At 71.8% G+C, this 21,397-nt stretch carries 18 protein-coding genes; 5 read left to right on the forward strand and 13 right to left on the reverse strand.

Annotation, left to right across the window (positions count from 1 at the left end; all coding sequences use genetic code 11):
* Positions 1-18: 18 nt before the first annotated feature.
* Positions 19-1,260 carry a helix-turn-helix transcriptional regulator gene (locus PV796_RS15315; RefSeq protein ID WP_274913702.1) on the reverse strand — a complete coding sequence of 414 codons (1,242 nt, stop codon included), beginning with the start codon at positions 1,258-1,260 and terminating at the stop codon, positions 19-21.
* Positions 1,261-1,839: 579 nt separating this feature from the next.
* Here PV796_RS15315 and PV796_RS15320 point away from each other — a divergent pair.
* Both PV796_RS15320 and PV796_RS15325 read left to right on the forward strand, forming a co-directional pair.
* The gene (locus PV796_RS15320) at positions 1,840-2,826 is read left to right on the forward strand and encodes a radical SAM protein (protein WP_274913703.1); all 987 of its coding nucleotides are present in this window, start codon (positions 1,840-1,842) and stop codon (positions 2,824-2,826) included.
* A gap of 99 nt (positions 2,827-2,925) precedes the next feature.
* Positions 2,926-3,279 (forward strand): hypothetical protein, encoded by a 354-nt coding sequence (locus PV796_RS15325; protein ID WP_274913704.1) that lies wholly within the window; start codon positions 2,926-2,928, stop codon positions 3,277-3,279.
* 75 nt (positions 3,280-3,354) lie between these two features.
* Here PV796_RS15325 and PV796_RS15330 read toward each other — a convergent pair whose 3' ends face one another.
* The 11 genes from PV796_RS15330 to PV796_RS15380 all read right to left on the reverse strand — a co-directional run bounded on the left by PV796_RS15330 (position 3,355) and on the right by PV796_RS15380 (position 16,917).
* Complete coding sequence (locus tag PV796_RS15330; protein WP_274913705.1) at positions 3,355-4,632, reverse strand: thymidine phosphorylase; 1,278 nt, start codon at positions 4,630-4,632, stop codon at positions 3,355-3,357.
* Between the two features lie 120 nt (positions 4,633-4,752).
* Positions 4,753-5,154, reverse strand: coding sequence for a cytidine deaminase (locus PV796_RS15335; protein WP_274913706.1), 402 nt, complete (start codon positions 5,152-5,154; stop codon positions 4,753-4,755).
* A gap of 31 nt (positions 5,155-5,185) precedes the next feature.
* Positions 5,186-6,469, reverse strand: a complete 1,284-nt coding sequence (locus PV796_RS15340) for an ABC transporter permease (protein WP_274913707.1) — start codon at positions 6,467-6,469, stop codon at positions 5,186-5,188.
* Positions 6,466-7,641 carry an ABC transporter permease gene (locus PV796_RS15345; RefSeq protein WP_274913708.1) on the reverse strand — a complete coding sequence of 392 codons (1,176 nt, stop codon included), beginning with the start codon at positions 7,639-7,641 and terminating at the stop codon, positions 6,466-6,468. The genes PV796_RS15340 and PV796_RS15345 overlap by 4 nt, the downstream gene beginning before the upstream one ends.
* Positions 7,638-9,146 (reverse strand): ABC transporter ATP-binding protein, encoded by a 1,509-nt coding sequence (locus PV796_RS15350; protein WP_342456913.1) that lies wholly within the window; start codon positions 9,144-9,146, stop codon positions 7,638-7,640. Before PV796_RS15350 ends, PV796_RS15345 begins: the two co-directional genes overlap by 4 nt.
* Positions 9,147-9,340: 194 nt before the next feature.
* The gene (locus PV796_RS15355) at positions 9,341-10,372 is read right to left on the reverse strand and encodes a BMP family lipoprotein (RefSeq protein ID WP_274913709.1); all 1,032 of its coding nucleotides are present in this window, start codon (positions 10,370-10,372) and stop codon (positions 9,341-9,343) included.
* 186 nt (positions 10,373-10,558) lie between these two features.
* On the reverse strand, positions 10,559-11,779 hold the full coding sequence (locus tag PV796_RS15360; RefSeq protein WP_274919040.1) for an amidohydrolase: 1,221 nt from the start codon (positions 11,777-11,779) through the stop codon (positions 10,559-10,561).
* 158 nt (positions 11,780-11,937) lie between these two features.
* Complete coding sequence (locus PV796_RS15365) at positions 11,938-13,071, reverse strand: hypothetical protein (RefSeq protein WP_274919041.1); 1,134 nt, start codon at positions 13,069-13,071, stop codon at positions 11,938-11,940.
* Between the two features lie 151 nt (positions 13,072-13,222).
* On the reverse strand, positions 13,223-14,182 hold the full coding sequence (locus PV796_RS15370) for an N-acetylneuraminate synthase family protein (RefSeq protein ID WP_274913710.1): 960 nt from the start codon (positions 14,180-14,182) through the stop codon (positions 13,223-13,225).
* 72 nt (positions 14,183-14,254) lie between these two features.
* On the reverse strand, positions 14,255-15,457 hold the full coding sequence (locus PV796_RS15375) for an acylneuraminate cytidylyltransferase (protein WP_274913711.1): 1,203 nt from the start codon (positions 15,455-15,457) through the stop codon (positions 14,255-14,257).
* Positions 15,458-15,570: 113 nt separating this feature from the next.
* Complete coding sequence (locus PV796_RS15380) at positions 15,571-16,917, reverse strand: DUF6716 putative glycosyltransferase (RefSeq protein ID WP_342456914.1); 1,347 nt, start codon at positions 16,915-16,917, stop codon at positions 15,571-15,573.
* A gap of 199 nt (positions 16,918-17,116) precedes the next feature.
* On the opposite strand from PV796_RS15380, the gene PV796_RS15385 reads away from it, so the two are divergent.
* From PV796_RS15385 to PV796_RS15395, 3 genes are read left to right on the forward strand one after another with little or no spacing between them, the layout of a single operon-like run.
* Entirely contained in the window at positions 17,117-18,133 is a 1,017-nt protein-coding gene (locus PV796_RS15385; protein WP_274913712.1) for a glycosyltransferase family 2 protein, read from the forward strand.
* Complete coding sequence (locus tag PV796_RS15390) at positions 18,133-19,512, forward strand: polysialyltransferase family glycosyltransferase (protein ID WP_274913713.1); 1,380 nt, start codon at positions 18,133-18,135, stop codon at positions 19,510-19,512. The genes PV796_RS15385 and PV796_RS15390 overlap by 1 nt, the downstream gene beginning before the upstream one ends.
* Positions 19,512-20,687 carry an acyltransferase family protein gene (locus tag PV796_RS15395; protein WP_274913715.1) on the forward strand — a complete coding sequence of 392 codons (1,176 nt, stop codon included), beginning with the start codon at positions 19,512-19,514 and terminating at the stop codon, positions 20,685-20,687. The genes PV796_RS15390 and PV796_RS15395 overlap by 1 nt, the downstream gene beginning before the upstream one ends.
* A 31-nt stretch (positions 20,688-20,718) precedes the next feature.
* Here PV796_RS15395 and PV796_RS15400 read toward each other — a convergent pair whose 3' ends face one another.
* Positions 20,719-21,396, reverse strand: coding sequence for a TetR/AcrR family transcriptional regulator C-terminal domain-containing protein (locus PV796_RS15400; RefSeq protein ID WP_274913716.1), 678 nt, complete (start codon positions 21,394-21,396; stop codon positions 20,719-20,721).
* Position 21,397: the final 1 nt, after the last annotated feature.

Raw genomic sequence — 21,397 nt, forward strand, 5'->3', positions numbered from 1 at the left:
CCCCTTTCTCAACGCCTCTCACAGGGCGCTGATTTCAGCGTTCAATTCGACAACTCGACGATTTCGTCGGCAGGTTCTCAGGTCTCCCTGTAGAGCCTGGAGCCTGCGGGCGATATATCCTGAGCCCGATTGCTTGGCCAAGCGGAGAGCTTCGCCGCCGTACGTCACGACTTGCTCCGCATCACGGCGTTTCGCGCCAACTGCCGCGAGGTCCACGAGAACCGCACCGCGGCGCCGGAATGACTGCCCTTGGGACAACGTCTTCGATTCGAGGGCGCGCCTCAGCGTCTCCTCGGCAAGGTCCAGCCGCCCGAGCTGCGCATAGCGTGCCCCTCGTTCCTCCGCGAGTCGCGAGCCGTCGAATCGAAGCCATCCACCTGGGTGGACCGGCATGGCCAGGTCGGCTACCCGCTGCGCTTCACCAAGAGCCTTTTCGCAGGCACCGAGGTCCTGCAGTCCGGCATACACCTCAGCCTGCACCGAGGCGACCCAATGGCGGGTCGACAACGCACTGTCGCCACGCTTGGCAACGCGCCGCGCGATGTCCAGCGTTTCCGCGGCCTCCGCGTAACGCCGTTCGTAGACATCGACGTAGGCGTGACGGACGAGCGCGCAGGCCCACAGATCGAACGCCCTGGCGTGACTGCTGGCCTCTGCCGCGAGGGCGTAGGACGCGGCAGCGTCGGTGTAGCGATTGCCGTCGAATGAGAGCTCTCCGAAGAGTTGGAACAGGTCGCCCGCGGCTTCGTACAGACCGCCCACCCGGCTCGATTCCTTGAGCGCTTCGTTCAGAGCACCGAGCTGATCCTTCACAACGGTGTTCACGGAGCTTTTGGAACGCGCCAGTTGATAGACCTGCCACAGATGACCATTCATGAGGCGAAAGTCTTCGGCCGAGCCCCGGGAGGCCACCTCCGCTATCGCGTCGGCATCATCGGGTGCCAGCGCCGTCAAGGAGCCTGCCACCACCATGATGCGGAGAAACTCGCGTCGGATCATGTCGTCGATTCCCTCAGAGCCGTGTCGGTCGCATGGCGGCGACGCGGTGCACTCCGGGAAGTCTGCTGGCGGCGGAGTCAGCAATGCGTCGAGTTCTGCGAGGCCAAGTTGCAACGCCTCGGCCATTTTGGGCCGGTAAACCGCCTCGGGCGTCGTTTCTCCGCGGTCCCAGCGCCCGACCGTTGTGCGATCGACGCCGACTACGGCGGCAAAGCGCTCCTGACTGTAGCCCATGACTTTTCTGCGTTCAGCGAGGCCCACCCCGGCCTCCTTCCCCGCTTGACCAAGGTCCTACCCACGTGGCGCATCCATGCATCGCAGGTGCGTCAAGGGTGCCGCACGGATGCCGTGGATCGCAGCGGTTGGCAGGGGTTGGCTGGGGGTGTTCACCGGGCCAGCGCCCGGGACGGGCGGCCCGGCGCTTTCTCAACCCGCGCTGAAGGGCAGCAGGGCATCAACTAGGAGGCTCCATGGACGTCATGACCCTTGCGGTGTACCGGGTGGGCCCGCGATGACGGAACCGACGCGCTACTCAGCGAGGCCGCTTGAGCTGCCCATCGACGGGTGGCTGTACGAGGCTCGTCCGGTGCCCGGGTGCCGTGTTTGCGCGGCCCTGAGCAACGAGCGGGACAGGGCACTGGAAGCGCGGGACGAGAAGAAGCTGTTCGAGGTCAGCCGGGAAATCCGTAGTCACCCGCACGGGCGGAGGAATCCCTGAGCACACCCCGCCCGGCACCTCGACGAACGAGCAACTGACCTGTCCTCGCCGGCGATTGACGAAGCACCGGGCGCGCTCCCCTGCGCGTGACCTAAGAAGACCCCTACCCGTAGGAAGAGTCCATGCCCTTACTGCCACGCGCCCTTGCGCCGCTGGGCCCGCAATTCGCCTGGCTGGAGATCACCGGTTTCTGCAACCTCCGGTGTCGCCAGTGCTATGCCGACTCCTCGCCCGAGGGGAATCACGGCATCATGACCGACGACGACTGGTTCCGCGTCCTCGACGAACTCGCCGCCCTGCACGTCCGAGACGTGCAGTTCATCGGCGGGGAACCCACTCTCCACCCGAGCCTTCCCTCGTACCTCCGCCACGCCCGGCGGCACCGGATGCGCATCGAGGTGTTCAGCAACCTCACCCACCTCACCGACGACGTTTGGGAGGCACTGCAACTCCCGGGCGTCCGACTGGCGTTCAGCTACTACTCGGATGAGGGCAGCGATCACGACGACGTGACCGAGAACCGCGGATCCCACGCCCGTACGCGCGCCAACATCGAGAAGGCCAGGGCCCTGGGGATCCCCATGAGGGGCAGCGTGATCAACGTCCTGCAAGGGCAACGTGTCATCGAGGCCCGCCGCGACCTGCTGGACATCGGGCTGCGCGATGTCAGGACGGACAGGCTCAGGCCCTTCGGACGCGGAGCCGACGGCGCCGGCCCGGACGTCGCCAAGCTCTGTGGACGCTGCGGGCGCAACAAGTTCGCCATCGGCCCGGACGGAGGCGTCTGGCCCTGCGTCTTCGCCCGCTGGATGATGGTCGGCAACGTCCGCGAACAGGGCCTCGCCTCGATCTACAACGGCGCCGCGATGCAAGGCGCCCGCGCAGAACTCGCCCGGGTGTTCCCGGACACGGCGCCAACCGCCAACAGCCCTAGTTGCCTGCCCGATTGCAACCCGTCGTTCGACACCTGCTCGCCGCAGCTCGCCTGCGCTCCGGACGCCGCATGCGGGCCGACGGAGGACGGTTCGGACGAACTCGCGGAGCCGATCGGGTCCCCGCACCGCTCGGTGCGTTACGGCGACCCTCGTATCGCAGGTACGGACTGCTGACCGGCCGCGCCAACAGGGGAACCTCCGGTGGAGGGGTGAGCGCGGCCGCAGGTGCGAGTAGCGTGACAGCGCTCCCGCCCCCGCACTACGGAGATGCCCATGAGCGCCACCGCGTCCGACCTCTACTCGTCCCGCCGCGACACGTACGCCGCGTTCTTGAGCGCCGCCGACGCCGAGTCGTCGGTGTGCTGGCGGAAGGCCGACGGCCAGTATCCGAGCCCGGACGCGGCGCGAGAGGCCCACGACGCCGCCTACGCGGTCACCCGAGACGTCTTCAACCGGATCCTCATCGAGCCGGTCGGGCCGCACAAAGAGGCGCAGGCCGTCATCGAGCGGATCCGGCTCCTTGGACGGGCCGGCAAGGACGAGCAGGACTGGGTGGCGTTCAAGAGGGCTCGGGAGGTCTTCGTCGAGGCCGCCCGCGCTTGCCTCACGGAAACCCTGGCCGGGTAGGGAGCAGGAAGCTGAGCCCACGAACGGCCTCGGCGGAGCCCCGCCGGTGGATCCGGCGGGGTCCCGCGTAGCGCGTCAGCCGATCCGCCCCAGCACCACCGGCCGTGCCTCGAACGTCGCGTGCGACGGGCCGACCTCCACCCCGCCCTCCAGCGCCGCGAGGGCGTAGTCGAACTTTTCCGGGGTGTCGGTGTGGAGGGTGAGGAGGGGCTGGCCGGCGGTGACCTGGTCGCCGGGCTTGGCGTGGAGTTCGATGCCGGCGCCGGCCTGCACCGGGTCTTCCTTGCGGGCGCGGCCGGCGCCCAGGCGCCAGGCGGCGAGGCCGACGGCGTAGGCGTCGAGGGCCGTCAGGACGCCGGTGGCGGGGGCGGGGACGACGTGGGTTTCGCGGGCGGTCGGGAGCGTGGCGTCGGGGTCGCCGCCCTGGGCGGTGATCATGCGGCGCCAGTGGTCCATGGCGGAGCCGTCGGCGAGGGCCTTGGCCGGGTCGGCGTCCTTCAGGCCGGCCGCGTCGAGCATCTCGCGGGCCAGCGCGAGGGTCAGGTCGATGACGTCCTGCGGGCCGCCGCCGGCCAACACCTCGACGGATTCGCGGACTTCGAGGGCGTTGCCGGCGGTCAGGCCGAGGGGGGTGGACATGTCGGTGAGGAGGGCGACCGTCTTGACGCCGTGGTCGGTGCCCAACCCGACCATGGTGGAGGCGAGTTCGCGGGCGTCGTCGAGGTGCTTCATGAAGGCGCCGGAGCCGACCTTGACGTCCAGGACGAGGGAGCCGGTGCCCTCGGCGATCTTCTTGGACATGATCGAGGAGGCGATGAGGGGGATGGACTCCACGGTGCCGGTGACGTCGCGGAGGGCGTAGAGCTTCTTGTCGGCGGGGGCGAGGCCGTCGCCGGCGGCGCAGATGACCGAGCCGACGGTGCTCAGGACGTCGAGCATCTCGGCATTGGAGAGCTGGGCGCGCCAGCCGGGGATGGATTCGAGCTTGTCGAGGGTGCCGCCGGTGTGGCCGAGGCCGCGGCCGGAGAGCTGCGGGACGGCGGCGCCGCAGGCGGCGACCAGCGGGGCGAGCGGGAGGGTGATCTTGTCGCCGACGCCGCCGGTGGAGTGCTTGTCGGCGGTGGGGCGGGCGAGGGAGGAGAAGTCCATCCGCTCGCCGGAGGAGATCATGGCGGCGGTCCAACGGGCGATCTCCGCACGGTTCATGCCGTTGAGGTAGATGGCCATCGCCAGGGACGACATCTGTTCGTGGGCGACCTCGCCGCGGGTGTAGGCGTCGATGACCCAGTCGATCTGTTCCGGGGTCAGCTCGCCGCGGTCGCGCTTGGTACGGATGACGGAGATGACGTCCATGGGTGGGTTCCTTTCGCACGGGCAGGCCGAGAACGGGTGGGTCCCGTTCTCACCGCCTCCCGTTCTACACGCATAGATGCGGCGACGGCCAGAACGGGCGGCGGGCGGCGCCGCCCGTCGTCAGCGGGCCAGGTGGCCGGGGCCGAAGGCGTCCGGGAGCAGTTCGGCCAGGGTGCGGATGCCGGCGGCGGTGTCCACCAGGAGGTCCGGTCCGCCGTGTTCGTGGAGGAGTTGTCGGCAGCGGCCGCACGGGACGAGCAGTTCGCCCGCGCCGTCGACGCAGGTGAAGGCGGTCAGCCGACCGCCGCCGCCGGCGAACAGGGCGGAGACCAGGCCGCATTCGGCGCACAGCGCCAGGCCGTAGGAGGCGTTCTCGACGTTGCAGCCGGTGATCGTGCGGCCGTCGTCCACCAGGGCGGCGGCGCCGACCGGATAGCCGGAATAGGGGGCGTAGGCCCGGGACATCGCGTCCCGGGCCCGCTCCCGCAGTGCGGTCCAGTCGACCGGCACATCGTGCGTCATGCGTGGGGTACTTCCTCGTGGTGGTGCGGGATCAGTGGCCCTGGCCGCGGCGGTAGGGCTTTCCGATCGCCTTCGGGGACCGCAGGCGTTGCGAGAAGAGCGCCAGGACCAGCAGCGTAGCGAGGTAGGGGCTGGCCTCGACCAGTTCCAGCGGGACGCTGTCGGAGAGGGCGTACCAGATCAGCAGGATGGCGGCGGCCGCGCCGGCGACAGCGGCCTGGGCCCGCTTGGCGGCCCGCAGCCGCACCAGCGCCAGGCCGGCGAGCAGCGCGGCCAGGCCCAGCAGCAGGGCGTGCACGGTCGGGCCGCCGCTGCGCAGTTGCATCGCGTCCATGAAGCCGAACAGGCCGGCGCCCAGGGCGACTCCGCCGGGCCGCCAGTTGCCGAAGATCATGGTGGCCAGGCCGATGTAGCCGCGGCCGCCGGTCTGGCCGTCCTGGTAGAAGTGCACGCTGATCGCCAGGAAGGCGCCGCCGAGGCCGGCCAGGGCGCCGGAGACCATCACCGCCGCGTACTTGTACGCGGCGACGTTGACGCCCAGGCTCTCGGCGGAGAGCGGGGCCTCGCCGCAGGACCGCAGCCGCAGGCCGAACGCCGTGCGCCAGAGGAGGAAGAAGGTGCCGACGAAGAGGGCGATGGTGAGCAGGGTGAGCCAGGAGACGTTGGTCACCGCCGCGCCGAGGACGCCGGCGAGGTCGGAGACCAGGAACCAGTGGTGGCCCTCGATGCCGTTGAGCCAGTCGGCCAGGCCGGGGACGGTGAAGGTGGGCATGTCGGCCATCGGCGGGGACTGCTTGTCGTTGCCGCCGGCGTGCATCGCGGCGCTGCCCTCCTGGCCGAACCACAGGGTGGCCAGGTACTGGGTGGCGCCCAGCGCGAGGATGTTGAGGGCGACGCCGGAGACGATGTGGTCGACGCCGAAGGTGACGGTGGCGACGGCGTGCACCAGGCCGCCGAGCGCGCCGCCGATGATGCCGGCCGCGGCCGCGACCCAGGGGCCGTGCTGCCAGCCCGCCCAGCCGGCCGCGAACGAGCCGAGCATCATCATGCCTTCGAGCCCGATGTTGATCACGCCGGACCGCTCGGCCCACAGGCCGCCCAGACCGGCCAGCCCGATCGGCACCGCGGCGCTCAGCGCGGCCCCGAACTGGCCGGCGGAGGTGAGGTCGCCGGCGCCGCTGACGGCCCGCAGGGCGGAGATCGCGACCAGCGCGCCGGCGACGATCAGCAGGATCCGGGGGTAGGTCAGCTTCCGCTTCCGGCCGCCGGTGCCCGGGGCCGCGGCCCGCGCCGCGGAGTTGAGTTCGGTACTCACGCCGTCACCTCCGGCTTGTCACTGGCGTCGGTGCCGGTGCGGGCCAGTACGGCCAACTCCTCGCCGACCTTGCGCTGTTGGAGGCGGAGTCCGTAGCGCCGCACGACCTCGTAGGCGATGACCACGCAGAGCACGATCACGCCCTGGATGACGCCGACGATCTCCTGGGCGTAGCCCTCGAATTCGAGCCGGGAGCCGGTGCGGTCGAGGAACGCCCACAGCAGGGCGCCGAACGCCATGCCGACGGGGTGGTTGCGGCCGAGCAGCGCGATGGCGATGCCGGTGAAGCCGATGCCGGCCGGGAAGTCGGTGCCGTACTGAAACGATTCGCCGAGCAGGGTGGGCATGCCGACCAGGCCGGCGGCGGCGCCGGACAGCAGCATGGAGATGACCACCATCCGCTTGACGCTGACGCCGCTGGCCTCGGCGGCCGGTTCGGAGGCGCCCACCGCCCGCAGGTCGAAGCCGAAGCGGGTGCGGTTGATCAGGAACCAGTACAGGGCGCCGGCGACCACCGCGACCACCACGAAGCCCTCGACCGGCTTGGGGTGGGTGGGGAAGGAGAAGAAGTGGCTGGACTCCGGCAGGAACTTGGTGTGCAGGAGGTTGCCGTCCTTGATGGCGAGCCGGCCGTCCTGGAGGAAGTAGCCGATCACCGAGGCCGCGATGGAGTTCAGCATGATCGTGGTGATCACCTCGCTGACCCCGCGGGTGGTCTTGAGCAGGCCCGCGATGCCGGACCAGACCGCGCCCACCAGCATCGCGATGACGATGAGCAGGATGATCTGGAGGGCGCCGGGCAGGGCGATGGCCCCGCCGACGGCGGCCGCGGCGAAGGCCGCCAGCCGGTACTGCCCGTCGACGCCGATGTTGAAGAGGTTCATCCGGAAGCCGATGGCCACCGCGAGCGCCGAAAGGTAGTACGGCACCGCCTTGTTGATGATCCAGACCTGGCTGTCGCTGTAGTGACCGTAGTCGGCCATGATCCCGTAGGCCCGGAACGGGCTCTCGCCGGAGGCCAGGAAGACCAGCGAGCTGATCACCATCGCGGCGACGATGGCGAGCACCGGCGCGGCGATGGCCAGCAGGACCTTGTCCCGGGTGGCGCTGCGCGCAAGGGCGTCAACGGCGGCCCGCTGTCCGCCCGTTGGCGCGGGGGTGGTCGTGCTCACTTCTGCGCACCCCCTTGTGCGGCGTCGTCCGACGCGCTGAGGTGGCCGCTGGCGGCACCGGTCATGGCGGAGCCCAACTCCTCCGGGGTGATCACGGCGGGGTCCGCGTCCGCGACCAACCGGCCCCGGTACATCACCCGCAGGGTGTCGGACAGGCCGATCAGCTCGTCCAGGTCGGCAGAGATCAGCAGGACCGCCAGGCCCTCCCGGCGCGCGGCGCGGATCTGCTCCCAGATCTGCGCCTGCGCGCCGACGTCGACCCCGCGGGTGGGGTGGGCGGCGATCAGGAGCTTGGGGTGGTGGCTCATCTCCCGGCCGACGATCAGCTTCTGCTGGTTGCCGCCGGAGAGCGAGGCCGCGGTGACCTCGATGCCGGGGGTGCGCACGTCGTACTCGGCGACGATCCGCTCGGTGTCCGCACGGGCGCCGGCCAGGTCCAGCAGCTTGCCCCTGCTGTTGGGGCGCTCGGTGACGTGGCCGAGGATGCGGTTCTCCCACAGCGGGGCGTCCAGCAGCAGGCCGTGCCGGTGGCGGTCCTCGGGGATGTAGCCGATGCCGCCCTCGCGGCGAGCGCGGGTGGTGGCGCGGGAGAGGTCGGCGCCGTCCAGGGTGATCGTCCCGCGGTCGGGCGTGCGGGTGCCCATGACGGCCTCGACCAACTCGGCCTGCCCGTTGCCCTCGACGCCTGCGACGCCCAGCACCTCGCCCTTGCGGATGGTCAACGAGATGCCGTCCAGCACCGTGCGGACCGCGCCGCCTTCGTCGGTGGCGGTCAGGTGCACGTCCTCGACCCGCAGCATCTCCTCGTCGGTGACGGTGGATTCGCGGGTTTCCGGCGACGGCAGCTCGCTGCCGACCATCAACTCGGCGAGCTGCTTGGGGGTGGTGGCGGCCGGCTCGACGGACGCCACCGTGGTGCCGCGCCGGATGACGGTGATGTCGTCGGCGACCGAGAGCACCTCGCCCAGCTTGTGCGAGATGAAGATGACGGTCAGGCCCTCGGACTTGAGCTCGCGGAGGTTGTCGAAGAGCGCCTCGACCTCCTGCGGGACCAGGACCGCGGTCGGCTCGTCGAGGATCAGCGTGCGGGCGCCGCGGTAGAGCACCTTGAGGATCTCCACCCGCTGCCGGTCGGCGACGCCGAGGCCCTCGACGAGCACGTCGGGGCGGATGTTCAGCCCGTAGGCGTCGGAGATCTCCCGTATCCGGGTGCGGGCGCCGGCGCCGATGCCGTGCAGCTTCTCCGCGCCGAGGACGGTGTTCTCCAGCACGGTGAGGTTGTCGGCGAGCATGAAGTGCTGGTGCACCATGCCGATGCCGCGGGCGATGGCGTCGCCCGGGGAGTGCAGGGCGACCTGTTCGCCGTCGAGCGCGATGGTGCCCTCGTCCGGCTTCTGCATGCCGTAGAGGATCTTCATCAGGGTCGACTTGCCGGCGCCGTTCTCGCCGCACAGGGCGTGGACGGTGCCGCGGCGGACGGCGAGGTGGATGTCGTGGTTGGCCACGACGCCGGGGAACCTCTTGGTGATCCCGCGGAGTTCTACAGCAGGGGCGTCCTGATCGGGCGGGCTGCTGCTGGTGGGCGCTGCGTTGATGACGCACTCCCCTCAAGGGCGAAGGAGCGGAAGAAAGCGAAGAAGCGGACGGCGGTGGGGCGTTGGCGCTCCGGGTGACGGCGCCGTGCCCAAAACCGCGGGAGCTACGGCGTCTCCTTGACCTTCACCTGACCCTCGATGATCTTCTTCCGGGCCGCGTCGATCTGCGGCTGGATGTCCTTGATGAAGCCGCCCGAGGTGGCCAGCGAGACACCGCCGTGCTTGGTGTCGTAGGTGTGGACTCCGGTGAGCGGCTGGTGCCGCTGGACGCTCTGGATCAGGTCGAAGACGGCCACGTCCACGTTCTTCACCACGGAGGTCAGGATGTGGTTCTTGTAGCGGGCCAGGCCCGGCTGCCGGTACTGGTCGGAGTCGACGCCGATCGCCCAGGCGCCCTTGACCTTGCTGATCGCCTCGATGGAGCCGGCGCCGGACTGGCCGGCGGCCGAGTAGATCACGTCGATGCCGCTGTCGAGCATGCCCTGGGCCTTGGCCTTGGCGGCGGCCGGGTCGTTGAACCCCTTGTCGTTGTTGGGGTAGAGGTACTGCGAGAGGATCTTGGCCTTGGGGTCGGTGTCGCGCACCCCCTGCTCGAAGCCGGCCTGGAACTTCTGGATCAGCGCGTTGTTCACCCCGCCGATGAAGCCGACCTTGTGGGTCTTGCTCTTCAACGCGGCCGCGACGCCGGCCAGATACGAGCCCTCGTGCTCGGCGAAGACCATCGCGTCGACGTTCTTGCCGGTCGGCACGGCGTCCACCACGCCGAAGGTGATGTCGGGGAAGTCCTTGGCGACGTTCTGCACGGACTGGCTGTAGGCGAAGCCGACGCCGATCACCGGGTTGTAGCCGGCCTCGGCGAAGGAGGTGAGCCGCTGCTCGCGGTCGGCCTCGGTCTCGCCGTTCTTGGCGGTGAGCATCTTGACGTTGACGCCCAGCTTCCGGCGGGCGTTCTCGGCGCCGCGGGCGGCCGCCTCGTTGAACGAGTGGTCGTCCCGGCCGCCGATGTCGAAGGCCAGCCCGACGCCGGCGTGCGAGGCGCGGTGAGCCTCCGCGAAGCTCTGCCCGCAGGCGGTGGCCGTGAGCGCGAGACACCCGGTGGCGGTGGCCGCGGCGACAATCCTGATGACCCGACGCACGGGGCCTTCCCTTCGCTGTCAGCGCCCCCAGTGGCGCTGGCTTGACGGGAGATTAACGCGCGTAGACCTGGCGCAAAACCCTCCGCTGCGCGGCCGTTATCGATTCGTCTCTCAGCGCGCGCCCCGGGAACGCGGCGGGCGGCCGGCCCGAGGCCGACCGCCCGTGCTGGCGGCAAGTGGCGCGATCTATTCGGTCCGCGCGGGATGGAGCAGGGCCGCGGCGGTGAAGAGTTCCACCCCGACGGTGATCGCGTGCTCGTCCACGTCGAAGTCGCCGCGGTGCAGATCGAGGCCGCTCAGCTCGCCGGGCGGGCGGACGCCGAGCCGGGCCATCGCGCCGGGGACGTGTTCGAGGTACCAGGAGAAGTCCTCGCCGCCGAGGGACTGCTCGGTGTCCTCGACGGCCGCGGCGCCCCGGCGGGCGGCCATCGCGTCGTGCAACAACCGGGCGCTGTCCTCCTCGTTGACGACCGGCGGGACGCCGCGGACGTAGTCGATCTGGGACTTGGCGCCGTGCAGGGTGGCGACCTCGTCGATGGCGGCGTGCACCAGGTCCGGCGCCTGCCGCCAGGCGCTCAGGTCCAGGCAGCGGACGGTGCCGGCGAGGGCGGCGCGCTGCGGGATGACGTTGCAGGCGTGGCCGGTCTCCAGGCGGCCCCAGGTGATGGCGAGTCCGACCCGGGCGTCGACCCGGCGGGCGATCAGCGCCGGCACGTCGACGGCGACCCGGGCCGCGGCGGTGACCATGTCGGTGGTCAGGTGCGGGCGGGCGGTGTGGCCGCCGGGCCCTTCGAGGGTGACCTCAAGGCGGTCGCAGGCGGAGGTGATCGGGCCGGTGCGCAGCCCGATCCGGCCGGCGTCCACCCGCGGGTCGCAGTGCACCGCGAGGATCTGCCCGACGCCGTCCAACACCCCGGCCGCGACGGCCTCGGCGGCGCCGCCGGGCAGCACCTCCTCGGCGGGCTGGAACAGCAGCCGCACCGGACGCGTCAGCCGGCCCTCGCGGGCCAGTTCGGCGAGGACCAGGGCGGCGCCGAGCACGACGGTGGTGTGCACGTCGTGCCCGCAGGCGTGGGCCCGGCCGGGGATCGTGGAGGCGTAGTCCACGGTCTTGGTGTCGGGGATGGGCAGGGCGTCGATGTCCGCGCGCAGCGCGAGCCGCCCGCCGGGGGCGTCGTGGTCGCTACCGATGTCACAGACGAGGCCGGTGCCGCCGGTGAGTACCCGGGGGGCGAGGCCGGCATGCTCCAGGCGCTCCTTGAGCGCCGCGGTGGTCCGGTACTCCTGGTTGCCGAGCTCGGGGTGCATGTGCAAGTCACGGCGGAACGCGATGAGTTCGGCGCGGAGGGACGCGGGGAGCGTGCCGGGCAGGGCGGGTGTGTGCGGCTCGTCGGCGGCGCGGGACATCAGTTGGTTCACCCGTTGAAGGTTACGGGTCCGAACGGGGCAACTGGCCCTCGATCAACAAAAGTTCAGCCCCTCAGGGGAAGAAATTTTAGGCAGCCGGGCGCATGGACGGATTTTGCGAGGGGTATGAACGAGGGCTTTATCGCTCGCTGTCAGGCTCAGCTATGAGGTTCGACCGGGGTGTTCGGATCCTTGGTTCGGGTTCCGGGTTCGGGTTCGGGCCGTGCTCCCGGGAGGCGTTGGACATCGCGGGCGGTGCCGGTGACGCCGTCGAGGAAACCCTGGGCGCGCGGGGAGGCGTGGGCGGTGAGCCAGGCGGGGTCGATGTCGCAGACCGCGACCCGGACTCCGGTGCCCTGGAGGGCGAGCGGCAGGGTGTGGACGACGGTGGAGGGGAAGCTGAGCACCAGCCGGCCCACCGGGCCGCGGCGGGCGATCAACTCCAGCGGCAGGTCGGGGCGGACCACCTCCAACCCGGTCTCGGTGGCCAACCGGTGCAGTTTGGCGGTCTTCTCGCGGCGGTGGGCGAAGTAGCGGGTGGCGCCGTGCGCGCGGGCGAGGCGGGCGACCGCGGCCAGATAGCGGTCGGCGTCGACGACACCGGTCTCCACCAACGAGGTGCCGACGATGTCGGCGGTGCGGGTCAGCCGGGGCGGACCGAAGCGGCTGCGGGTCCAGGCGAAGTCGTTGGCGGTGACGACCATCCCGTCGGGCACCTGGACCGGCATGGAGCTGAACAGGGCGACGGTGCGGCGGCGTCGGGCGTCCTGGGGTCCGGGGGTGAGGCGGCGCCGGGCGGCGCCGGCGAACGGTGCGAACAGCAGGTCGCGGGGGCCGCGCCCGGCGCCGTGCCGGTGCCAGCGCACCAGCCGTTCGCCGCGGGCGAGTTGGCCGATGAACTCCATGGTGGCGGTGCCGTCGTCGACCACCACCAGGTCGCGGGCCCTGCTCAGGCCCAACAGCAGTTGCACGTAACGGGAGAACGGGTCGCCGAGGACGACCCGTTGGGCCCGGCGGAGCAGCGGGGTGAGGCCGCCGATGGTGCGCAGCGGGGCGGCGGTGCCGCCGCGGGCCTCCTCCCAGCGGACGGTGTGCCCCTCGTCGCGGGCGAGTTCGGCCATCCTGCGCAACTGGCCGCGGGTCATCGGGTCGTGCGGGGCGAGCACGACGACGGTGAGCTCGGCGGCCCCACCTCCGCGGGCCCAGCCGTGCGCCCATTCCAGGACGTTGAGGAGTTGCACCGGGCTCTCGACGAAGGCGAGGGTGCCGGTTTCCGCGGGGGCGGGGCTCATCTGGTCACCGTCGGATTCGGTCCGGTTGCGCTGCCGGGGGACCCCGAGGAGGCGACGGGCGGGAGTCCCCTTCGCCTCCTCGGGCGGGACCTCGGCGCCGGTGGCGCGGGCCCCTTCGGATGGGCACACGTGGTGAACTCCGCTCCCCGCGTCAGACGGTGGCCGGCTCGCGGTCGGTGGCGGAGCCGGTGTCCGCGCCCTGTGCGGCTTCGGCCTCGGCGACCACACCGGGGACCCGGCGCAGCTTCTTCATCGGGCCGAGCTCGCTCTCGTAGACCTTCTTGACGCCGTCGCCGAGCGACTCCTCGATGGTGCGGATGTCGCGGACCAGGCGGGTCAGGCCCTGCGGCTCGACGGAGGCGGCCTGGTCGGAGCCCCACATCGCGCGGTCGAGGGTGATGTGCCGCTCGACGAAGGCGGCGCCGAGGGCGACCGCGGCGAGGGTGGTCTGCAGGCCGGTCTCGTGGCCGCTGTAGCCGATCGGGACGTTGGGGTACTCGGCCTGGAGGGTGTGGATCATCCGGAGGTTGAGCTCCTCGGCCTTGGCCGGGTAGGTGCTGGTGGCGTGGCAGAGCACGATGTTGTCGCTGCCGAGCACCTCGACGGCGTGCCGGATCTGCTTCGGGGTGGACATGCCGGTCGACAGGATGACCGCGCGGCCGGTGGCGCGCAGGGCGCGCAGCAGCTCGTCGTCGGTGAGGGAGGCGGAGGCGACCTTGTAGCAGGGCACGTCGAACTTCTCCAGGAACGCGACGGATTCGACGTCCCAGGGGGAGGCGAACCACGCGATGCCGCGCTTCTTGCAGTACGCGTCGATGGCGCGGTAGCCGTCCTCGTCGAACTCCACGCGGTGGCGGTACTCGATGTAGGTCATCCGGCCCCAGGGGGTGTCGCGCTCGATGTCCCACTGGTCGCGCGGGGTGCAGACCTCCGGGGTCCGCTTCTGGAACTTGACCGCGTCGCAGCCGGCGTCCGCGGCGGCGTCGATCAGCCGGTACGCGTTCTCCAGGTCGCCGTTGTGGTTGATGCCGATCTCGCCGGTGACGTAGACGGGGCGGCCGGGGCCGACCTCGCGGTCGCCGAGGGAGCGGAGGCGGGAGTTGCTGCTCATGGGAGGTTCCTTCGTTCCGTGTTCGGGGGGCGTGCTGGGTGGGGGACGGGGGCTTGCGGGGGCGGGCGGCGGCTAGAGGGACGGGCCCAGGAGCCAGCCGGCGATCTCGCGGATGGCTCCGCTGCCGCCGGGGGTGGTGGTGACCGCGCGGGCCGCGCCGCGCACCACGTCGTGGGCCGAGGCGACCGCGACCGGCCAGCCGACGAGGTCGAAGCAGGGCAGGTCGTTGACGTCGTTGCCGACGTAGAGCACCCGCTCCGGGGTGACGTGGGACGCCTCGCACCACTGCTTCAGGGCGACGTCCTTGCGGTCGATGCCGTGCAGGACGGGCACCTTGAGCTTGCGGGCGCGGGCGGCGACCACCGGGTTCTGCTCGGTGGAGAGGATCAGCAGCTTCAGCCCGGAGCGGCGCAGCGCGGCGATCCCCAGGCCGTCGCCGCGGTGCACGGCGACGGTCTCCCGGCCGTCGGCGTCGATCAGCACCCGGTCGTCGGTCTGGGTGCCGTCGAAGTCCAGGACGACGGCGTCGATGTCGTCGCCGGTCGGGAGCGCGTCCGGGCGGGCGGCGTCCAGCAGCGGGGCCAGGGCGCGGGCCCGGGCCAGGTCGTGCGGGTCGTCGATCTCCAACACCCGGGCCGGGTCGGTGCGGACGAGCTCGGTGCGGCCGAAGAAGCGGTGGCCGCTGGCGCGGAAGCCGGCCGCGTCCATCGCGTAGGCGGCGCCGGTCTCCAACAGGTCCTGGGGGCGGTCCTGGCGGCGCGGCCGGAAGGACTTGTCGTGGTTGACGCCGCGGCCGCCGTCGGGGGCGCTCTCGCCGGGGTCGGCGGCCTCAGCGTCCCGCCAGACGAAGCCGTGGAACGGGGCGACGGTCAGCGCGCTGTCCGCGCCGCCCTCGACGACCGCGGCGGCCACCGCGTCGATGTCCTCGCCGGTGAGGAACGGGCTGGTGCACTGGACGAGCAGCACCGCCCCGACCTGGCGGCCCTGTTCGGCCTCGTAGCTGTCCATGGCGTGCCGGACCGCGGCCTCGCTGGTGGCCGTGTCGCCGGCGATCTCGCCGGGCCGCCGTATCACGAGCGCGCCGGCGGCCCGGGCCGCGGCGGCGATCCCGGCGTCGTCGGTGGAGACCACCACGTCGGTGACCAGGCGCGCGGACCGGCAGGCGCGGACCGCGCGGGCCACCAGGGGCACGCCCCCGACGGCGGCGAGGTTCTTGGCGGGGACGCCCTTGGAGCCGCCGCGCGCGGGGATGACGGCCACAACGGTGGGGGGCATGGGGCTCTCCTCGGTCGGGTCGGGGGCGGGGGGTCTGGCGGCCCGCGCTCGTTCGCTTCTCCGCCTGCTCGGCGACGGCGCGACCGCCGTCGTCACCTGCGCGCCGGGGCCGCTCACAGTTGCCCCCAGCGGCGGATGGCCGGGGCGACGCGTTGGACGCCGTGCCGGTAGGCGCCCCGGGCGGCCTCGCGGACCGCATCGCGGGCGAACCGCCGTAGCCCGCCGGCCTCTTGGGGCGCGTCGGCGAACCCGGCGAGCGGCGCGCCGTGCGGGTCCAGGCCGTAGCGGGCGAGGATGCCGGGCAGGTAGCCGGGGGCGGTGCGGGGCGTGTAGTACGGGGCGGGCGGCGGGAGTTGGTCGGCGGCGGCCAGTTCGGCGACCCGGTCGCGGGCGGCGTCGAAGGCGCGCTCGTACTCCCCCGGACTTCGTCCGGGAGGTGCCCCCATCCCTCGGGCGACGCCCTGCCGGGCCAGCCACGCGGGGTCGGGCTCCGGGCGGTGTCCGGCGTCGAGTTCGTCCCAGGAGGCCAGGCAGCCGGAGCCGAGGAAGTGGTGGTTGCCGAGCGCCTCGCGGACGCCGAGGTCGGTGAGGACGGCGGTGGGGATGCCGCGGTGCAGCGACTCCAGGGCGGCGGTGGAGCTGACCGTGACCATCAGGTCGGTGCGGTCCAGGACCTCGCCCATGTTCCCGTACACCAGGCGGCAGTTGGGGGGCAGCCCGCCGGGGAGCCTGCCGGCCAGCTTCTGGTACGGCAGTTCCTCGACGTGGGTGGTGTGCTCGCCGGGCTTGCTACGGAGCTTGATCAGCACCTCGCGGTCGGGGTGCCGCCGGGCGTGCTCAACGGCCCGCCGCAGCAGGTACGTTCGCGCCTCGCGGGTCTCCGGGACGGAGGGCTGGGCGGCGAACACCACGGTGCGCGGCGCGTCCGGCGCCCGGTACGGCGCGCCGCCGAGGAAGGGCAGTGCGCACTCCACGACGCTGTCGTCGGGCGCGCCGACGCCCCGGTAGACCGCGCGGAAACGGTCCGCGTCGTGCCGGGAGTTGGCCAGCACCACGTCCGCGCCGTGCCGCAGCAGCAGCCCGTCGGCCAGCTTCTCGTAGACCACGCCGACGTAGCCGGTGACGACGACGGGGCGGCGCCGGTCGGTGCGCCAGGCGTGCGCGAGGCCGTGCACCATCGCCTGGACGGCGCCGCCGACGCAGGCCAGCACCAGCACGTCGCACCGCGTGCGGTCCGTCTCGCGGACGAAGTCGACGCCCCTGATCTCCCGCAACGAGTCCGCGCGGGCGCCGACCTCGCCGAGTTGGCGGACGGTCGGGGTGGCGCGGCCGCGGAGCAGGTAGCCGTCGAGTCGGGCGTCCGGGTGGAGCCGACGCGCGGTCAGGGCTCCCCACTTCCACCGGGTGTCCGAATCGGCGAGCACCGCGACCCGCGGTGCGGAATGGGTAGGTGATGGCACGTCGAAAACGCTAGAAAGGCGCGACGGTTGGCGGACCAACGCGGGAGCAACAACGGGTTAACAGCCGGCCGCCGAACGCCGAACCCACCCGAATACCGCCCGGTCGGCGGCTCGGTTAACCATCCCGCCATGCGTCGTTCACCGTCGGGTACGCGCCGCGTAAAGACGAATGCCGGGCGCCGCCCCTAACGTCTCGGGGGTGGTCAAGCTCTCCGTCGTCGTGCCGTTCTACAACGTGCAGACATACGCGCCCGATACTCTGAAAAGCCTGGCGGCGAACTCTCGCGAGGATTTCGAATTCCTGCTCGTCGAGGACTGTTCACGCGACGAGACGCCGGACATCCTCCGGCGCGCCGAGGCGGAACTGCCGGGCGCCCGGGTGCTGTGGCACGAGAAGAACGGCGGCCTGGCCACCGCGCGCAACACCGGACTGGACGCGGCCCGCGGCGAGTACGTCACCTTCCTCGACGGCGACGACTGGCTGGCCCCCGGCTACCTCCCCGAACTCCTTTCCGTCATCGAGGAGTTGGGCTGCGACTTCGTGCGCACCGACCACGTCCAGTGCACCAACCGGACGCGCACCGTGCACCGGGTCCCGCACGGCCGGCGGGGGGTGGTGCTGGAACCGCGGAGCGTGATCCTGCCCGCCGACCGCTCCACCTCGGTCGACTACGCCTACGCCTGGGCCGGGATCTACCACCGCCGGCTGCTGGACGACGGCCTGTTGCACTTCACCGACGGGCTGCGCACCGCGGAGGACCGGCCGTGGATCTGGCGGCTGCACCGCGAGGCGAAATCCATGGCGGTGACGGGGTTGTTGGGCGTTTTCTACCGGCGCGGGGTGGCGTCCTCGTTGACGCAGATCGGGGACGTGCGGCAATTGGACTTCATTCGCGCATTCGACCAGGTGATCGAGGACACCGCCGGCGATCCCGAGGCGCATCTGCTGTTGCCGAAGGCGGTGCGTACCTATTGCGCGATCATTTCCCATCACCTCGGCACGATCGAACGGTTCGAGCCACCGATCGCCCGTACCTTGCGGGCGTTGAGCGCCGCGGCCATGAAACGCATGCCGCAGGACGTACTGAAGGAAGCCCTGGATTCCATGGATGTACAGCGCGCCTCCCGACTGCGGCGACTGCGCCGCCGCCCCTCCCCCAAGGTCTCGGCGTCGCCCGACCAGGGTGGTACCTCCCTGGCGGAGGTCACCGCCTGATGCCCGGCCGGCCCCGCACCCAGATCTTCCTGGCGTCCACCCTCTACGGCGCGGCGACGCTGGCCGCCGCCCTGGACGCCGACCTGTTCGCCCCGGCCGACCGCCGGCTGCTGCTGATCGCCAACAACGCGATGACCCCGGAGACCAGCCCGGCGCTGGACGCGATGCCGGGCTTCGCGCGGCTGCGCGACCGCTTCGACGGCGTGCTGTCGTGGAACGAGACGATCCGCCCGTTCCACCCCGGCGGTTGGTCCCCGCGCCCCAACGACGTCCCGCTGTGGGAGCGCCATCTGCGGCTGCTGTGGGAACTGGGCGACGACGAGGTCGCGTTGGTTCTGGAGTCCATCCAGGTCAACCCGGCGCAGGCGCTCGCCCAGCTCTTCCCGGGCGCCCCGATCGACGTCTACGCCGACGGCCTGATGAGTTACGGCCCGACCCGCGACAAGTTGGACCCGCTGATCGGCACCCGGATCGACCGGGTGCTGCACCTGGACCTCGTGCCGGGCCTGGCGCCGTTGCTGCTCACCGAGTTCGGGGTGGCGCCGCAGATCGTGCCGGGCGACGCGGTCACCACGGTGCTGGCCGAACTCGCCGACGAGAGCGAGGCGTTGGGCGAGCTGGCGGGCGTCCCTCAGGGCGCGGCGCTGCTGCTCGGGCAGTACCTCTCGGCGCTGTCCATCCTCACCCCGCAGGAGGAAGAGGAGCTGCACGTCCGGATGGTGCGGGGGGCGGTCGAGCGGGGCCACCGCACGCTCGTCTTCAAGCCGCATCCGTCGGCGCCGGCCCGCTGGTCGCGGATGCTGGAGCGGGAGGCCGAGCGGCTCGGGGTCGCGCTGACCGTGCTGGACCGGCCGGTGCTCGCCGAGGCCCTCTACCAACGGGCCCGCCCGGCGCTGGTGGTCGGCTGCTTCTCCACCGCGCTGCTGACCGCCGCCACCCTCTTCGACCTGCCGGTCGCCCGGACCGGCACCGGGCTGCTGCTGGACCGCCTGACGCCGTACCAGAACAGCAACCGGATGCCGGTGACGCTGGTGGACGCGCTCGTCCCGGACCTCGCCGACCGCGGCGCGGCCCCGCGCACCCTCGCCACCCCGGCGGACGTCGGCCCGCTGGTCACCGCGGTCGGCTACGCGATGCAGCACCAGATCTACCCGCAGCTCCGCCCGGCCGCCGAGCGTTACCTGGCCGCCCACCTCGACGCGTACACCCGCCGCTACTTCAAGCGGCGCCGGCTGACCGCGCTGGCGCTGCCCGGCGCGCTCCCGTCCCAACTGGCGTTCCTGCCCCGCAATGCCGCGCTCCGCCGGGTGGCGCGCCGGGCCCGGTCCGCGCAGCGCCGACTCAGGCAGCGCCGTCTCAAGAAGTGGGCCGCCGCCTGATGACCACCACCTCACCGGCGGCCGGCGCGCCCCGCCTGGCACCGGACCGCGCCGCGCCGGCCGCCCCGAGCGCCGCGCCGGCCGCCGCCAAGGACACCGCGATACGGGGCCGGGGCGGCGCCTCCCGGCTGCGCGCCCTGGACGGGCTGCGGCTGGTCGCCGCCCTGATGGTCGCCGCCTACCACTACGGCGGCCGCGGCGGCGACGTCTCCCGGGCCTGGGGCGACTCCCCCGCCCACCAATTCCCGGCCCTGTCCGGCGCGTTCGCGTACGGCTGCCTGGGCGTCCAGATCTTCTTCGTGATCAGCGGCTTCGTGATCTGCCTGAGCGGTTGGGGGCGCACCCTGCGCTCCTTCGTCGCCTCCCGCATCAGCCGCCTCTACCCGGCGTACTGGGTGGCGATCCTCCTGGTCACCGCGGTCTTCGCGCTCCCCTGGGTCGCCTTCAAGGCGCTCTCCCCCAGCGAGGTGCTGACCAACCTCACCATGCTTCAGTACCCGTTGGGCGTGCACCGGGTGCTCGGCGTCTGCTGGACCCTCTGGGCCGAGATGCGGTTCTACGCGCTGTTCGCGCTGTGCGTGGTGCTGCCCGGCGCCACCCGCGGCCGGGTGGTCCTCTTCTGCGCCGGCTGGACGCTGGCCGCCGCGCTGGCCCAGTCGTCCCACGAACCGTTCCTGAACACCGTGTTGATGCCGCAGTACGCCCCGTTCTTCATCGGCGGCGTGGGCCTGTACCTGCTGCACCGCTTCGGCCGCAAGGACCCGGTCGCCTGGACGATCGTGCTGGTCAGTTGGCTGATAGGACAGCACTACGCGGTCGCCGGGCTCTGGCACGCGCCGTCCGTGCACGCCTTCTCCTACCGCTCGGCGACCGTCATCATCGCCGTCGTCACCGCCGGCTTCGCGCTGGTCGCCGCCGTCGCGCTGGGCGCCTTCCGCTGGGCCGACTGGCGCTGGCTGACCGTGGCCGGCGCGCTGACCTACCCCTTCTACCTCGTCCACGAGCACCTGGGCTGGGTGGTGATAGGCGCCCTGCACCGCGGCGCCGGCCTGCCCTCCTACGCCACCCTGCTGGGGACCGTCGCGCTCATGCTGCTGCTGGCCTGGACGATGCACCGCTGGGTCGAACGCCCCCTGGCCCCCCGCCTCCGCCGCGCCATCGACCCGCGCCGCTAGCGGGGGCGACCACCGGGGCGACCGCCCTCCCTCAACTCTGCCTCCGCTTCACGAAATTGGCCTCGATCCCGGCGATGATGATCCGCAGCCCGGCATCGTAGGACGCCTCCACATCGCCGAACATCTGCCGCCCGGCGTGCGCGGCCAGCGGGTACGTCGCGCCCAGCCGCCGCTCGCGCTCGTCGAGGTCGTAGGCGGGGTCGCGGATCTCCGGGTGCTCGGGGTCGGGGTGCACCGACTGCTCCTCGATGACCAGCCCGACGGTGTAGTTGTACGCGGTCCACCAGGCGCTGACCGCCTCGGGCAGGGTGAAGCCGACCGCGGTGAAGTGGCCGAGGAAGAGCTCCAGCGGGGCCGCGAGGGTGTCGTCCGTCATCCGCGTGCCGCTGACGACCTTGCCGCCGTCGCGGTAGGTGAGCAGCTCCCGGCGGAGCGCGCCGCAGGAGCGCAGGAGCATCTCCTGCCAGGACGACCACCGGCCGTCCGGCCCGGGCCCGCCCGACGCCGTCGACCGGAACAGCCGCCGGAAGACCTCCGTCGCCATCTCGTCCAGCAGTTCCTGCTTGTTCTTGAAGTGCCAATAGAGCGCCGGCGCCTGGACGTTGAGCTCCTTGGCGATCCGCCGGAGGGTCAGGCCGTCCAGGCCACCCTCGTTGAGCAGCCGCAGGGCGGTCTCCACCACCACATCCCGGTCAATACGCGAAGCCATA

It is taken from the genome of Streptomyces sp. WZ-12, assembly GCF_028898845.1.
GTDB lineage: Bacteria > Actinomycetota > Actinomycetes > Streptomycetales > Streptomycetaceae > Streptomyces.

What these genes read in the sequence shown, in the direction of transcription:
- PV796_RS15320 (WP_274913703.1), top strand. Translation starts at nt 1,840, where the DNA reads ATGCCCTTACTGCCACGCGCCCTTGCGCCGCTGGGCCCGCAATTCGCC.
- PV796_RS15325 (WP_274913704.1), top strand. Translation starts at nt 2,926, where the DNA reads ATGAGCGCCACCGCGTCCGACCTCTACTCGTCCCGCCGCGACACGTAC.
- PV796_RS15330 (WP_274913705.1), bottom strand. Translation starts at nt 4,632, where the DNA reads ATGGACGTCATCTCCGTCATCCGTACCAAGCGCGACCGCGGCGAGCTG.
- PV796_RS15335 (WP_274913706.1), bottom strand. Translation starts at nt 5,154, where the DNA reads ATGACGCACGATGTGCCGGTCGACTGGACCGCACTGCGGGAGCGGGCC.
- PV796_RS15360 (WP_274919040.1), bottom strand. Translation starts at nt 11,779, where the DNA reads ATGTCCCGCGCCGCCGACGAGCCGCACACACCCGCCCTGCCCGGCACG.
- PV796_RS15365 (WP_274919041.1), bottom strand. Translation starts at nt 13,071, where the DNA reads ATGAGCCCCGCCCCCGCGGAAACCGGCACCCTCGCCTTCGTCGAGAGC.
- PV796_RS15370 (WP_274913710.1), bottom strand. Translation starts at nt 14,182, where the DNA reads ATGAGCAGCAACTCCCGCCTCCGCTCCCTCGGCGACCGCGAGGTCGGC.
- PV796_RS15375 (WP_274913711.1), bottom strand. Translation starts at nt 15,457, where the DNA reads ATGCCCCCCACCGTTGTGGCCGTCATCCCCGCGCGCGGCGGCTCCAAG.
- PV796_RS15390 (WP_274913713.1), top strand. Translation starts at nt 18,133, where the DNA reads ATGCCCGGCCGGCCCCGCACCCAGATCTTCCTGGCGTCCACCCTCTAC.
- PV796_RS15395 (WP_274913715.1), top strand. Translation starts at nt 19,512, where the DNA reads ATGACCACCACCTCACCGGCGGCCGGCGCGCCCCGCCTGGCACCGGAC.
- PV796_RS15400 (WP_274913716.1), bottom strand. Translation starts at nt 21,396, where the DNA reads ATGGCTTCGCGTATTGACCGGGATGTGGTGGTGGAGACCGCCCTGCGG.